Source organism: Streptomyces sulfonofaciens, assembly GCF_014656295.1.
Classification (GTDB): domain Bacteria; phylum Actinomycetota; class Actinomycetes; order Streptomycetales; family Streptomycetaceae; genus Streptomyces; species Streptomyces sulfonofaciens.
Genome location: NZ_BNCD01000031.1, coordinates 1 through 14,335, shown reverse-complemented (window position 1 = coordinate 14,335; position 14,335 = coordinate 1). Strand labels below are relative to the sequence as shown.

Annotated in this window: 10 protein-coding genes and 1 pseudogene; 8 read left to right on the top strand and 3 right to left on the bottom strand. The window is 71.9% G+C overall.

All coding sequences use genetic code 11. The features are described 5' to 3' along the window. Window positions 1-54 precede the first annotated feature (54 nt). On the bottom strand, window positions 55-1,071 hold the full coding sequence (locus IE313_RS31745; protein WP_189938370.1) for a bifunctional lytic transglycosylase/C40 family peptidase: 1,017 nt from the start codon (window positions 1,069-1,071) through the stop codon (window positions 55-57). A gap of 294 nt (window positions 1,072-1,365) precedes the next feature. On the opposite strand from IE313_RS31745, the pseudogene IE313_RS31740 reads away from it, so the two are divergent. Continuing rightward, window positions 1,366-1,578: pseudogene (locus IE313_RS31740) on the top strand (DUF397 domain-containing protein); the annotation flags it as partial. 560 nt (window positions 1,579-2,138) lie between these two features. On the opposite strand, the gene IE313_RS31735 reads toward IE313_RS31740, so the two are convergent. Next, a complete protein-coding gene (locus tag IE313_RS31735) occupies window positions 2,139-2,792 on the bottom strand; it encodes a cysteine hydrolase family protein (RefSeq protein ID WP_229925122.1) in 654 nt (217 codons plus the stop codon). Window positions 2,793-3,775: 983 nt separating this feature from the next. On the opposite strand from IE313_RS31735, the gene IE313_RS31730 reads away from it, so the two are divergent. The 7 genes from IE313_RS31730 to IE313_RS31700 all read left to right on the top strand — a co-directional run bounded on the left by IE313_RS31730 (window position 3,776) and on the right by IE313_RS31700 (window position 13,544). Continuing rightward, window positions 3,776-5,293, top strand: coding sequence for a hypothetical protein (locus tag IE313_RS31730; RefSeq protein ID WP_189938368.1), 1,518 nt, complete (start codon window positions 3,776-3,778; stop codon window positions 5,291-5,293). A gap of 334 nt (window positions 5,294-5,627) precedes the next feature. Further along, the gene (locus tag IE313_RS31725; RefSeq protein ID WP_189938366.1) at window positions 5,628-5,936 is read left to right on the top strand and encodes a DUF8827 family protein; all 309 of its coding nucleotides are present in this window, start codon (window positions 5,628-5,630) and stop codon (window positions 5,934-5,936) included. A 369-nt stretch (window positions 5,937-6,305) separates the two neighbouring features. Further along, window positions 6,306-7,178 (top strand): DUF8175 domain-containg protein, encoded by an 873-nt coding sequence (locus IE313_RS31720; protein ID WP_189938364.1) that lies wholly within the window; start codon window positions 6,306-6,308, stop codon window positions 7,176-7,178. Beyond that, window positions 7,168-8,514, top strand: coding sequence for a hypothetical protein (locus IE313_RS31715; protein ID WP_189938362.1), 1,347 nt, complete (start codon window positions 7,168-7,170; stop codon window positions 8,512-8,514). Before IE313_RS31720 ends, IE313_RS31715 begins: the two co-directional genes overlap by 11 nt. 32 nt (window positions 8,515-8,546) lie before the next feature. Next, entirely contained in the window at window positions 8,547-10,088 is a 1,542-nt protein-coding gene (locus IE313_RS31710) for an SCO6880 family protein (RefSeq protein ID WP_189938359.1), read from the top strand. A gap of 131 nt (window positions 10,089-10,219) precedes the next feature. Further along, window positions 10,220-11,632: an ATP-binding protein gene (locus tag IE313_RS31705; RefSeq protein ID WP_189938357.1), complete on the top strand. Its 1,413-nt coding sequence runs from the start codon at window positions 10,220-10,222 to the stop codon at window positions 11,630-11,632. 43 nt (window positions 11,633-11,675) lie between these two features. After that, a complete protein-coding gene (locus IE313_RS31700; protein WP_229925121.1) occupies window positions 11,676-13,544 on the top strand; it encodes a type VI secretion protein in 1,869 nt (622 codons plus the stop codon). On the opposite strand, the gene IE313_RS31695 is transcribed toward IE313_RS31700, so the two are convergent. Then, entirely contained in the window at window positions 13,541-14,122 is a 582-nt protein-coding gene (locus tag IE313_RS31695) for a GNAT family N-acetyltransferase (protein ID WP_189938356.1), read from the bottom strand. The two genes, IE313_RS31700 and IE313_RS31695, sit on opposite strands and share 4 nt — an antisense overlap. Window positions 14,123-14,335: the final 213 nt, after the last annotated feature.

Sequence of the window (14,335 nt, the reverse complement as noted above, 5' to 3'; positions counted from 1 at the left end):
GAGACTCAATCGCCGCAGCTCAGGGGGCAGCTTTGACGGAGAGTCATGGCGCCGTCACGACGTCGCCGGCGATGCCTCGGGCAGGGCCCGCGCCCCGTCCTGAGTGACCCGGGTCGCCCCGAAATAGTCGGGTGTGTCGATGGGGTCAAACCGGATTTTCGTGTGCGGTCGTGGTGCATCGATCATGTACCCCCCACCCACGTATATGCCCACATGCCGGATGGCTCGGGAATTCGTCAGATCGTCCGAGAAGAAGACCAGGTCACCGGGGAGGAGCTCACTCCTGCGGGGGTGCGGGCCCGCGTTGTACTGGTCGTTCGCCACCCGGGGCAGGGTGACGCCCACCGATTCGTAGGCCGCCTTGGTGAGGCCCGAGCAGTCGAAGCGGCCGCCTTGGTCCGCCGTGCCGTTCCCGCCCCAGAGGTATTCGGTGCCGAGCTTCTTCTGCGCGAAGTAGATCGCCCCCGCCGCCTGCTCCGAGGGGTCCACCCTGGCGGCGGGCTTCGCGAAGCTCTTCTCCAGGGTGGTGATCGTCTTGACGTAGTTCTGCGTCTCACGGTAGGGCGGGACGCCGTTGTACTTGATGACCGCGTAGGCGCCTGCGTTGTAGGCGGCGAGCATGTTCTCCGTCTGGTCGCCGGCGGCGTCCTTCACGTACGAGGCGAGCTTGCAGTCGTACGAGGCGGCGGAGGGAATGGCGTCCGCGGGGTCGTAGACGTCACGTCTGCCGTCGCCGTTCCCGTCCAGGCCGTGGGTGGCCCAGGTGCCGGGGATGAACTGGGCTATGCCCTCGGCGTCCGCTCCGCTGCGCGCGTTCGGATTGAAGCCGCTCTCCTGGTAGAGCTGGGCCGCGAGCAGGGCGGGATTTATGGCCGGGCACAGGCGCCCCCAGTTCTGGACGATGCCCTGGTAGGCGGCGGGCACGGACCCTTCCGCCAGGTCGACCGCTCTTCCTGCCGCGCCCCCGAGGTTCCCCGACGTCATGTACGTACCGACGACGAGCAACAGGACGAACGACAGGCCACCACCACCGGCGAGCCCCGCGACCAGCCATGCCTTACGCACCGTCAACCCCCCTTCGCCACAACGTGATCCATCGAGCGCCAGTGTAAGCGGGCAGGGCCGGGCGTGGGGCCGACCTCCGGCAGCCTGTGGACAACGAGCCTGTGGATAACTCCGGTGCGTCCCGGAGAGACCGCCGCCCGGCCCCTTCAACCCCGTGGCACGGGCCCGCGGTGGCGATACGGTGGCGGCGGAAGTACCGCTCACGGAGCGGCACGGCCCGCTCGCACCCCCGGGCCCCGCCACCCCCCGCCCCGTCTGCCACACCTCTCAAGGAACCGACCACCCGTGTCCGAGCACACCATCCCCGCCGACCTCGACTGGGTCCGCGCCGCACCCGACGACGCCGCCGGCCCCGGCCCCTGGATCGAGGTCGCCTTCGGCCCGGCCGACCACGTCTACCTACGCGAGACGAGCAACCCCGAGAACGTCGTCACCACCACACGCCGCAAATGGGACGCCTTCGTCCTCGGCGTCCAGGCCGGTGAGTTCGACCACTTCGTGGCCGGCCTCGACAGGCGGCCAGGCGCCGGCGGCCACCTCCTCGACGCCGCACGACCCCGCGACAGCGGTCACCCCCTCGATGCCGCGCCGCCCCTCGGCACCGGTCATCCGGCCGACGGCGCGGGGCTCGCGGACCACTCCGGCAGCCTGGACACCCAGATGTGAGGACGCCGGTAGGAGAACGCCGGCGCAAGGACACCGGTGCGAGGGCCCGGCCGGACGGAGCAGACGGCGCGGGCGGGGGCGGCAGGCGACGGCCGGCGCCCCGCCCGCCACGGCCGGCCCGCGCACTCCGCCGACCCGCGGACACGGCCGACGCGGCGGCCCGCACCCGCGGCAGACCGGCAGACGCGATCGACGCGGTCGACGCGGACGTTCGGCCCACCGGGAGGCGCGGTCAGCGCCGTCAGCGCGGTCGACGCGGACGTTCGGGCCGACCCGGAAGCGCGGTCAGCGCGTCAGCGCGGTCTCCCGGTCCAGCAGGAAGCGCGGTCGGCGCAGCAGATCCAGGCGGCGGCCGACCGGGCCCGCGGCCGACCGCACGACGCGGCCGCCCCGGCGAAACGCGCCGCTCAGCCGGCAGCCGCGGCCGGCTCCAGAAGATGCGGCAGTTCCGCGATGCCCAGCACGTCCGCCTGACGGGGGAAGACCCGCTCCATCAGGACCTCGTGCGCCTGCGCGTCCGGATCCGCACAGCCGTCGGAGAGCACCAGCAGCCGGTAGTCGCGGTCCGCCGCGTCCCGCACGGTGGACAGGACGACGCCGCTCGTGGAGATGCCCGCCAGCGCCAGGGTCGTGACGCCGCGCCGGGTCAGCCGGTCGTGCAGGTCGGTGGTCGAGAAGCTTCCGACCCGGGTCTTGCGCACCACGATGTCGCCGTCGGCCGGAGCCAGCTCCCCCACGACGGCGGTGGCCGGCCCGTCGGCGTCCATGCCACCCCGTCCGGCGATGGCGGAGAACATCTTGTTCTCGGCCGGGATCGCGGCGAGTTCTTCCGGGGTGAACCCCACGCGCACGTAGGCGATGGTGCCGCCGGCGCGGCGCACCGTGGTGATCGCGTCCGCCACCCGGCGCACCAGCGCGGCGCCCTCGGTCTCCGGCAGGAGCCGCACGATGGGCGTCTGGTAGTCCATCACGAGCAGTGCGGTGCGCCGCGGATCGGCCGCGGGCACCGGTACGGACGTCGTCATGAGGTTGCCTCCGTCGCGACCCTTCTTTTCGATCATGCAGACCATACCCGCAGGGGCCCCGACCGGCGGGCCTGGGGACGGCGCGTCGCCGCACGCCTCCGCCGGGCGTACCGCCGCCCGCCCCCGCCGGGCGTAATCGGCGCGCGCCCCCGCAGGCGCATCGGCGTGTGCCCCTGTCGGTGCGTCGACGCACGCATCCCCCACCGCGACGCCCGCCCCGCCGACAGCACCGGCACTGGCACTGGCACTGGCACTGGCCACGGCCTCACACCGGGGACCGGTCCCCCACCGCTTCCGGTACTCCTGACTCCGTCAGCCGCGGGGAGGCCGCACGGTCGGGGACGGACGCTTCCGCACCGCGGAAACCCGGCCCCGGCCCGGGCCGGCGTGGATAAGGTGAACCTGTCGAATTGCTGTGATCCCGCCTGTACCCGGGCAGAATCACCACAGGAACGACTCGGGGGTGCGCACGCGGACGCGTGCCGAGCGCCGTCCGACGATCGGGGGGAATCGCGATGGCCTGGGATCAGCCACGGGAAGAGCCGGACGGGAACGCGGAAGGACCCACGGAACAGAGCGCGGAAGGACCCGCGGAACAGAGCGCCGAAGGACCCACGGAGCAGAGCGGGGACCGCTCGGGCTCGGCCCCGGCCGACCGCCCCACCGCCCCCGCCGACCGCTCGGGCACCGCCCCGCCCGCCGCACCAGGCGCACCAGCCGCGCCGCAGGCCCCACCCGAGACACCATTGGCCCCACCCGAGACGCCAAAGGTCCCGCCCTCCGCACACCAAGTCCCGTCCGCCGCACCGAAACTCCCACCCGAGGCACCGCAGGCCCCGCCCGAGGCACCGAAACCCGCGCCCTCCGCCCCGGCGGCCATACCCCCCGCCGCCCCGACGGCCCCGCCCGCCGGGCCGGAGAACGCGTTCGGCGCACCCTTCGGCGCCCCACCGCCGCCCGCCCTGCCCCCGGCCGCACCGGCCTTCCCTGCGGCGCCCCCCGCGCCCCCAGCGCCTTCCGTGCCCCCGACGCCGCCCGCGCCGGCCGATCCCCTGCGAGCCGTCGCCGTCGCCCTGCTCAACCTGAGCGGACTCGGCATCGGCTACGCCCTGATACGCCGCCGGTTCGCCATGGCGGTCTGCTGGCTCGCGACCGCCGCCCTGCTGCTCGTGGCACTGCCGGCCGACCCGGACGGCGTGCCCCGAGGAGCCCTGGTCGGCTACCTCGTCCTCCTCGCGCTCGCCGCCGCCCACGGCGCCGTCCGCGGTCTGCGCACCCGCCTGGCCTGGCCGCCGCAGGCCCCCGTGGCCGCCCTGCTCGGCCTGGTCCTCCTCGCCGTCCCCACCGGTGGCGTCCTCCTGTACGGCAACGCTCGGGACGAAGCCGTCGAACAGGCCCTGCTCGACCGGCTCCACGAGGCCGACACCCTCGTCCAGGACGCAAAGAACGAGCCATTCGGCGCGGCCGAGCCCGACTTCACCGACGCCCTCGCCACCTACCGCGACCTCGACCGCAGGTACCCGGACTCCCGCGCGGGAAAGCTCGTGCCCGACCGCCTGGAGAGGTACTACGAGGCGGTGGCCACTCCGTACGACCGGAAGAAGTACTGCGACGCGATCGAGCCCCTGGAATACCTGCGCAAGGTGCCCGACAGCATCAGCAGGCAGCGCCTCGGCCACCTGGCCGCCTGGCCCGACGACCGACTGGCGACCTCCTTCTACGAGTGCGGCATCGACGACCTGGGCAGCGGCGACGGCACCGGCACCCGCAACGGCACACTCGCCCGGTTGCTGACCACCTTCCCCCGCTCACCCCAGGCCGCCAAGGTGGAGCCGGTCCTCAGCGACAGGATCGACGCCGCCGTCAAGGACCTCGGCGGCGACGAGCCCTGCGCGGCCAACGACCGGCTGCGCACCCTGGGCACACAGGCCGCAGACCTGCCCGGCGACCGGGCAGGCATCGCCGACGCGCTCTCCAAGGACGCCGACAGGGCCGGCGAGAAGGTCCGGTCCGGCACGTACGCGTGCGGCGTGGACCAGTACGAGGACGGCGACTTCGACAAGGCGCTCGACACGCTGAACGACTTCACCAGGACCTACAAGCACGACGGGAACCGCGACCGCGCCAAGAAGATCGCCATAGCCGCCGAGATCGCCCGGAGCATCCCGGCCGCGGGCAAGCACCTGCCCTCCAGCGGCTCCGGCGGCAGCATCCCGGTGACCATCAAGAACGACAGCCCCGACGAGATCGAGATCCTCTACACGGGCCCCGTCACCGGCAGCATCAAGATCCCCGCGTGCCACGGCTGCTCCACCTACTTCAGTGACGCCGCGGCATCGCTGTCCGCGTGCAAGGACAGCGGCAGGCACTACCCGTCGAAGACGATCCACCTGCCCGCCGGCACCACGTACTTCCTCCACAAGCCGACGGACGGCTCGACCAGCGTCGGTACGGACACCGCCAAGATCGACCCCGGGTACGTCTACACGGAGTGCGCCTACGTCGTGCAGAGCTTCGGCAGCGGGTACAGCTCCTAGCGGATACAGCGGTCGGCGGACAGTTCCCGGGAGGTACGGCTCCCGGGAACTGTCCCGGCGGGGAGCAGTTCCCGGTAGCCCGCCCCAGCGCCGGGCTCCATCCGGCAGCCTGCTGCGGGCTCCCGGGAGAGCGGCGACCGCCGCCCCGCCCGGCGGCCCCGACCGACCGGCGCGCAGGAACATGCGTACGACAAGCGGTTGTAGATCCGCACGAAACACGCCAACCGATGACGCGAGGCCGCCATCCACAGGCATCATTGTCAGCGAGAATGATGCCTGACCTCTGCACAGCGGCAGAGGGTGCGGAACTACCCAACAGGGGGCGGTGAGTTACATGCTTCTGGCAGCCGACAAGGGCGATATCTCCACCATCATCGGCGGAATCGCCCCGGACTGGGGGCCCTTCGGGAGCCTGGGCAACGAGGCGCGGGTGATGATCGAGGTCGTGATGGCGGTCGCCATCCTCCTCTGCCTCGGCATTGCGATCTGGGGCGCGGCCAAGCAGCGCATCGGCGCCACGGCGCTGCGCGACACCTTCAGCGCGGAGCAGGGCAAGGGCCTCATCATCGCGGGCCTGACCGGTGTCTTCATCATCGGTTCACTCGGCACGCTCTTCACGATCGTGTACGGCATGGCCGTGTAGCCGCGGCAGCCCGGAGCCCGGGCCCGCGCCCCGCCCGACCTCCGGGCGGTTCGCCGGCCCCCGAGAACCCGGACCGGACGGCCGCTCCCCGTACGCGTCCGCCCGTACATCCCGTTCCCGCCGGTTGACCCCCGTCCTCCCGTCACTCCGTTCCGACCCGCCCACCCCTTCCATCCTTTCCGTCCTTTCTGTTCTTTTCGTCTCTTTCTTGTCCCGTTCGTCCGATCCACCCGCCGTGCCCACCGACTGAGGTTGCGTCTCCCTGATGTCGAGTCACCACACCGCTTCCACGCGGCATGCAGCACGGCTACCACGGCGACTACCGTCGTACAGCGGGGTCCAGCTCAACGGTGAGGGAGCGAAGGCGGCATGAGTCTCGGTGACGACCACGGCTACGGATCCGGCGAGCGCGGATACGGCGGTGATCCCGGCCGCGGCAGGGGCCGCGCGGGCCAGACCCGCACCCGGCTGCCGGAGGGCGACAGCTCCCCCTACGGCGGCCCCCGGCGGCCCGGCCGCCCGGCCGGGCGCGGCTCCCGCAGCCTGGTCACCATCGTCGGCGTCGTCGTCCTCCTGATCGCCGCCATCGCGTTCGCGAACCGCGGTAGCGGCGGTTCCGGTTCCACGGCCGACGACAGGAAACCCGGCACGTCCCCCACCTCGGCCACCGGCAAGCGCCCCGTGAGCACCACGTCCCAGAGCGGAATCCCGTCCGGCTTCGCACATGACGAGCAGGGGGCGCAGAGTGCGGCGGCCAACTACGCCGTCGCACTGGGCTCCGCGGACATGTTCGGAAAGTCCCGGCGTGACACCATCCTGGAGGCGATCGTCGCGCCCTCCCGGATCGAGGAGTTCAAGAGCAGATTCGACAAGGCGTACTCCCCCGAGCTCGACAGGAGCGTCGGCCTCCACGAGGACGGTTCGGCCCCCGAGGGCTACACGTTCGTCTCCCGCACCAGCCCGATCGGCAGCAGAACCACGGCCTTCTCCAGCGACCGAGCGACCGTGTCCGTCTGGTGCGGCGGCCTGCTGGGGCTGGCCGGCGAGGACTCCATCACTCCCGTCACCGACAGTTGGTTCACGATCACCATGACCCTGCAGTGGACCGCGAACGACTGGAAGATCGTCACGCACTCGCAGAAGGACGGCCCCTCACCGGTCCCGGGAGACAACCGGGCGTCCAGCGCCGACGAGATCGCCAAGGCGGTCGAAGGGTACGGAGGCTTCACGTATGCCCGCTAACGCCCGTGCACTCAGGCTCACCGCAGTGATCGCGGCCGTGCAGAGCACGGCCGTGCTGCTGGCCACACGCGCCGTCGCCGCACCCGATCCGGACAAGAGCGGCGATCCCTGCGCGAACATCCACGGACCCGCCAGGGACTACTGCGACAGCGGCAGGAGCGGGGGCCCCAAGCCGCCCGACAACCTCTCCAACCCGCTCGACCCCCTCTCCTCCCTGGCCAAAGGCTGCGCCGACGCCGCCTCCTGGACCATCAACCAGCTCAGCGACACGGTGAAGGCGACCGCCAACGTCGACTTCACCAACGCCACGTTCCTCAAGCAGTACGCCGTCGTCTTCGCCGCCTCGACGATCCTGACGCTCCTCCTGTGGCTGCTGGCCGTCGCCAAGCGCGCCGTGCGCGGCGTACCGCTGACGACCGCGCTGTCCGAGGCGATCGGGTTCCTGTGGCTGACGGTGCTCGCCTCCGCCTTCACCCCGCTGATCCTCTACACGGTGGTGTCGGCGGCAGACGGCGTCACCGATGTGCTCGCCAAGACCACCGGCGGCCAGACGGACGTCTTCTTCGGCTCCTTCTCCGCCGCGCTCAGCAAGGGCGACGACATCGGCGGCGGCCCCATCATGCTGATCGTCGTCTCCCTGGTCTCCATCCTCGCCGCCGGCGTTCTCTGGCTGGAACTCGTCATCAGGGCCGCGCTGCTCTACGTGGGTGCCCTGCTGGGCACCGTCGTCTACGCCGGGCTCGTCGACAAGAACCTGTGGGGACACGTCCGCCGCTGGGCCGGCATCATGATCGCCGTCATCCTCGTCAAACCGATCATCGTGATCGTCCTGGGCCTGGCGGGCGCCCTGAGCGCCTCCGACGACGGCCCCGGCGCCTTCTCCGCCGTGGTCTCCGGGCTCGCCATCATCCTGCTCGCCATCTTCGCCAGCGCCGTGATCTACCGGTTCGTGCCGGGCTTCGGCGACGAGATCGCCCACACCCGCAACAACCGCATCCACCAGGGCGCCGAGAACCGCGCCGCCGCCGTCATCAGCTCGCCCGCCGCGCTCGTCTCCCAGGGCATCAAGACGCACAGCACCCGAGCCGGCGAGGGCTCCGCGGGCGGCGGGGGCGGCGGACAGGGCCCGGCGCCCGCGAACCCGGCGAGCGGCGGTGTCGCCGCGCACAGCACCCGCCCCTCCGACGGCGGCGGGCAGGCCGCAGGCGGCTCCGTGCCCGCCGCGCCGCCCGTGCCCCGCAGCAGCCCCGTCAACAGCCCGCACGCGGCCACCAACCGGGGCGGCTCCGCCGGCGGCGGAGGCAGCAATCGCACAGCAGGAGGTGACGGGCGTTGACAACCGACTCCCATGTCGCACACGTATCCCATATGTCCCATTCGGTCGCACCCCGTCGCACGTACCTCATCGGACGCGCACGCCCCAACGCCATCGTGGGGCGCAACCGGGAGACCGGCGAGATCGCGCTGATCATCGGCGGCGCCTTCCTCGGCATGATGTGCGGACTGCTCGTCCCCGTGCTGTCGATGCGGATCGTGCTCCTCATGGGCTTCCCCCTGCTCGCCCTCGCCGCCGTGTACGTGCCCTACCGGCGGCGCACCTTCTACAGGTGGTTCGAGATCAACCGAAGTTACAAAAGGCAGTTGAAGCGCGGCACCGTCTACCGCTCCGCAGCCATGGAGGCCGGCATCGCGCTCGACGGCCGTGAGGTGGAGGTCGGCCCGCCTCCCGGGATCGGCCGCATCAACTGGCTCGCCGCCCCGTTCGGCCCCGACGAGATCGCCGTCCTGCTGCACGCGGACCGGCGCACCGTCACCGCCGCCATCGAGATCGAGGGCCCCGGCGTCGGGCTGCGCGACTCCGAGGACCAGGAGGCCCTGGTCGACCGGTTCGGCACCCTCCTGAAGCACGTCGCCAACGGCGACGGCTTCGTGACCCGCCTCCAGATGCTGGCCCGGACACTGCCCGCCGACCCCGACGCCCACGCCAAGGACGTCTCCCTGCGCGGCGACGAGAAGGCGCCCGGATGGCTCCAGAACTCCTACGACCAACTCCAGTCGATGGTGTCGACGAGCAGCGAGCAGCACCGCGCCTACCTGGTCGCCTGCATGCACTACACGCGCGAACTGGCCGCCGAGGCCCAGGCGCTGGCCCGGGCCGCCCGCCCCAGGGGGACCCGCAGGATCGACCGTGACGGCGGCCTCGCGATCGTCATGGCACGTGAGCTGACCGACATCTGCTCGCGCCTCCAGGAGGCCGACATCCGGGTGCGCCAGCCCCTCGGGCAGAGCCGCCTGGCCTCCCTGGTGCACTCGATGTACGACCCGGACCACCCCATCGACCACATACAGGCGATGTCGCAGCGCAACGCCTGGCCCGCCGAGCTCGACGCCGTCGAACCCACCTACCTCCAGGCCAAGACCCGGGAGTCCCCCACGCGTGCGCCCTGGTGCCACGCCACGGCCTGGATCAAGGAGTGGCCGATGACGCCGGTCGGGGTCAACTTCCTCGCCCCGCTCCTTGTCCACACCCCCGACGTGATCAGGACCGTCGCTGTCACAATGGACCTGGAACCCACCGAGATCGCCATCGAGAGGATGCTCACGGAGAAGACGAACGACGTCGCGGAGGCAAGCCGCGCCGCGAAGATGAACCGCACGGTCGACCCGCGTGACATAGCCGCGCACTCACGCCTCGACCAGCGCGGCGAGGACCTCGCGAGCGGCGCGGCCGGCGTCAACCTGGTCGGCTACATCACCGTCTCCGCGCGTTCCCCGGAGGCACTGGCCCGCGACAAGCGCACCATCAGGGCCTCGGCGGGCAAGTCGTACCTGAAGCTGGAGTGGTGCGACCGCGAGCACCACCGGGCGTTCGTCAACACGCTCCCGTTCGCGACCGGAATTCGACGGTAGCCGGACGGCGAACGGGCAAGGAGCCGGGGACGGCACGGCACGGCAGGCGAGCGGACGCCCGCGCACGGCACACGGCCGAACAGGCAGGAAGAGGTGGGTAGAGGTGGGCAGGGGCTGATGTGGTGATGGCGATGCGGGATCCGCTCTCGGTCCTCACGGACGCGTTCACCGCCTTCCTGTTCGGGAAGGTGGAGACGACCCGGCTTCCGGTGCGCACCTCCACCGGTCAGGCCCAGGCCGTCTACCTGCCGACGGCCGCGCCCGGCCTCGGCGACTCCGGCGTGATCATCGGCCGCGAGGTCTACTCCGGCAAGGGCTACATCTACGACCCCTTCCAGCTCTACGGCCAGCAGTTGCCGGCCCCGCACTGGCTGGTCCTCGGCGAGTCCGGGAACGGCAAGTCGGCGCTGGAGAAGACCTACGTGCTGCGCCAACTGAGGTTCCGCGACCGCCAGGTCGTGGTGCTCGACGCGCAGGGCGAGGACGGCGTCGGCGAGTGGAACCTCGTCGCCCAGGAGATGGGCATCACCCCCATCCGGCTCGACCCGACGGCCGCACTGGACGACGGCATCCGCCTCAACCCCCTCGACCCGGCGATCACCTCCACCGGCCAGCTCGCCCTGCTGCGCACCATCATCGAGGTCGCCATGGGGCACGGCCTGGACGAGCGCTCCGGCTTCGCCCTGAAGGTCGCCCACGCGTACGTCAACGAGACCATCACCGAGCGGCAGCCCGTCCTCACCGACATCGTCGAGCAACTGCGCCACCCCGAGCCCGAGTCCGCCCAGGCCATGAACGTCGCCCTGGACGACGTCCGCGCCTGGGGCCTGGACGTGGCGCTGGTCCTCGACCGTCTCGTCGACGGCGACCTGCGCGGCATGTTCGACGGCCCGACGACCGTCGGCATCGACCTGGACGCCCCGCTGATCGTCTTCGACCTCTCCCACATCGACCGCAACTCCATCGCCATGCCCATCCTGATGGCGATCGTCGGCGTCTGGCTGGAGCACACCTGGATCCGGCCGGACCGCAGGAAGCGCATCTTCCTGGTGGAAGAGGCCTGGCACATCATCAACTCGCCCTTCGTCGCACAGCTCTTCCAGCGCCTGCTGAAGTTCGGCCGCCGGCTCGGTCTGTCGTTCGTGGCGGTGGTGCACCACCTGTCCGACGTCGTGGACGGCGCTGCGGCCAAGGAGGCCGCGGCGATCCTCAAGATGGCGTCGACCCGCACGATCTACGCCCAGAAGGCCGACGAGGCCCGCGCCACCGGCCAGGTGCTCGGACTGCCCCGGTGGGCCGTCGAGATCATCCCCACCCTCACCCCGGGCATCGCCGTCTGGGACGTCAACGGCAACGTGCAGGTCGTCAAACACCTCGTCACCGAGACCGAGCGCCCACTGGTCTTCACCGACCGCGCCATGACGGAGTCGTCGAGCACCGCCGACGACGACGCCCTGCGCGCCGCGGAACGGGAAGCGGAGGAGCGGGCCGCCGCCTTCGTCGAACAGCAACTGGGCGACTCGTCGGAATCCACGGTGGCCTGAATGGAGGCGACGGTGGCCCGGCCGGAAACGACGGTGTCCTGACATGCGGCCGCACCACGGCGACCACGGCCACGACGACGAGTACGGGGCAGGCGCCGGCGGGTACGGGGATCAGCCGTACGGCGGCCCCGTGCAGCCGTCGGCGCGCGGCGCGGCACAGCGGGGCCGCAGCACACCGGCGGGCGGCCGCGGCGTCTCCGACGGCCTGCTGGTGGGCTTCCTGGTCTTCCTGCTCGGCATCACGCTGCTCGTCTGGACCGCGACCGGTCTCGCCGGCCTCCTCGCGCACGGCTCCTGGCCCACCGGCGTCACGTTCTCCCAGACCCCCCTGGCCATGCGCCACCTCATGGGGCAGCCCCATGACGTGGCGGGCGCCTGGCCGCACACCCCGAAGGACCAGGTGTCGGGCTACGGCCTGTTCTGGGGGCTGTTCATCGGCCAGTTGATGGTCCTGCTCGTCCTCCTGGTGTTCGCCCTCGGCACGGTGGCCAGATGGCGGGCCCGCAGGGCGCTGGAGCGCAGACAGGGCACGGCGGGGCGGCCCGGGTCCCTCAGGAGGGCACGGCGGGCGGCTCCTTCGCCATCGTCCTCCATGGACGACGTTCCGCTTCCGGCTCCGCGGGCGGCGGCCGGGTCCGGTACGCAGGAGACGGTCCTCCTCGCGAAGGGCGTCCACGACGCGGGCGCGGCCGCGCCGCCCGTGCCCGGCCAGGGCGGACCGGCCGGCAAGGTGCCGTTCAAGGAGGGGCCGGTCCAGGGCGCGGGACAGCCCATCGCCGAGGGACCGTCCACGGAGGCCACCGGCGTCCCCGCGCGCGGTGCGCCCGCGCACACCGCCGTCGCCGCCGTGCCCCAGGCGCCGTCCGCCGCGCAGGAGACCTCGCTGCCGAGCGGCGGTGCCCCGCTGCTGGCCGACGGCGCCCCGCTGCGCGCCGAGGAGGCCCCAGGACGCCCCGCACAGGGCCTCGTCCTCGGCCCGGCCGGCACCCGCCGTCCCCTCGCCGTACGGGCCGTACGGGACGCCGAGGGTCCCGCACTGGTCGTGACCTCCGACCCTGCCGTGTGGGCGGAGACGAAGGACGCCCGCGCCAAGCTGGGTCCGGTCCTGCTCTACGACCCCGACCACCGCTGCGAGACCCCGGCCCGTCTGCACTGGTCGCCGACCGCGGGCTGCGAGGACCGCGGCACCGCGGCGGAGCGGGCCAGGGCGCTGCTCGCGCCCGTACGGCCCGCGGCGAGGATCGACGGCGCGGTCGCCGACACCGCGGAGACCCTTCTGCGCTGCTTCCTGCACGCCGCCGCGGTGGACGGCCGCCAGGTCCGCCATGTGCACCGCTGGGCGCAGGGCACGCAGGTGCAGGACGCGGTCCGGATACTGCGCAGCCATCCCAGGGCCACCTCGGGGACCGCGGGCGAACTGGAGGCCGCGCTGACCGCCCACCCCGAACGCCGCGACATCGCACAGGAACTCACGGCACGCGCGCTGTCGGCCCTGTCGTCGGTACACATCCGCGATGCGTGCACACCCAACAGAACTGATGCGGTCAGCTTGGATTCCTTCGCCGCCGAAGGGGGCACGCTCTATGTGGTGGGCGAGGCCGTCGAGGACCCCAAGTCCCACCCTGGAGCCATGCCACTGCTCACAGCACTGGCATCAAGCGTGGTCGAGCACGGCCGGCGCATGGCCGAACGGTCATCCTCCGGTCGGCTCGACCCACCACTGCGGCTCGTCCTCGACGACATCGCGGCGGTCGCCCCGCTCCCCCAACTGCCGGGCCTGCTCGCCACCGGTGCCGACCGCGGCATGCCGACGCTCGCGTTGATGCGCTCCCAGGAGCAGGCCCGCGCCCGTTGGCCCCATGACGCACTGCCCTTCCAGGCCCCGTCAGGGCCGGACCCCGACCGCGTCTAGGCCGGGCCCGCCGACCCGGGGGATCCCGGAGATCCGGGACGGTACAGCACCATTTCGAGATCGCGCGCGTCGGCGCCTCCCGGTGCCGCGGCGCTGTGCCCGCTGTGCACGAACCCGGCTCTCAGGTACACCCGCTCGGCATGTGTGTTCCGCTCGTCCACGAACAGCCGGATCCGGTCGAGCCCTTCGAGCGACCAGGCCCACTCCAGCGCGGCGTCCAGGAGGGCCTGGATCAGTCCTTGCCCGCGCCGCTCGGGCCGTACGAACACACCGACCACATGGCCCTGACGCTCTTTCACCACGGTTCCGTAGTGGTCCGCCGTGCCCGGTTCCTCGACCAGCACGGTGACCGTGCCGCTCAACGCGGCGTCGGGTGCCTCGGCGACGAACTGACGCGAGGTCTTCCCCTTGACGGCGTCCAGGACGCGGCGCTGCCAGAAGAGGTCCGTCTTCGCGGACGCCTCCTCGTAGCTCTCCAGGAAGGCCAGCGGTGCCATCGGGTCCCGCAGTGCGGCAAGTCGCAGATCCTTCACTGCGAGCCACTCTTCGGCGCGGACGGGTCGTACGGCGTGGTCCATACGGTGATGGTCCCCGTGGGGCACCCGGGACGCAATTCCTTTACGGTCCCTGCCCCGGGGCGCACGTCCCGGTGTGTCTGTTCCCGTAGCCTGCCCTCCACACCGGCCTTCCGTCCCCCCATACCGGCCTTCTGTCCCCGGGCATGCGAAAGACCCCCGTACCGGAACGGTACGGGGGTCTCCCTCACAAAGAGTTCGGCGGCGTCCTACTCT

Bases quoted from the DNA above. Each gene is read 5' to 3' on its own strand.
- IE313_RS31735 (WP_229925122.1), bottom strand. From the start codon at position 2,792: ATGATCGAAAAGAAGGGTCGCGACGGAGGCAACCTCATGACGACGTCC.
- IE313_RS31725 (WP_189938366.1), top strand. From the start codon at position 5,628: ATGCTTCTGGCAGCCGACAAGGGCGATATCTCCACCATCATCGGCGGA.
- IE313_RS31720 (WP_189938364.1), top strand. From the start codon at position 6,306: ATGAGTCTCGGTGACGACCACGGCTACGGATCCGGCGAGCGCGGATAC.
- IE313_RS31715 (WP_189938362.1), top strand. From the start codon at position 7,168: ATGCCCGCTAACGCCCGTGCACTCAGGCTCACCGCAGTGATCGCGGCC.
- IE313_RS31710 (WP_189938359.1), top strand. From the start codon at position 8,547: ATGTCCCATTCGGTCGCACCCCGTCGCACGTACCTCATCGGACGCGCA.
- IE313_RS31705 (WP_189938357.1), top strand. From the start codon at position 10,220: ATGCGGGATCCGCTCTCGGTCCTCACGGACGCGTTCACCGCCTTCCTG.
- IE313_RS31700 (WP_229925121.1), top strand. From the start codon at position 11,676: ATGCGGCCGCACCACGGCGACCACGGCCACGACGACGAGTACGGGGCA.
- IE313_RS31695 (WP_189938356.1), bottom strand. From the start codon at position 14,122: ATGGACCACGCCGTACGACCCGTCCGCGCCGAAGAGTGGCTCGCAGTG.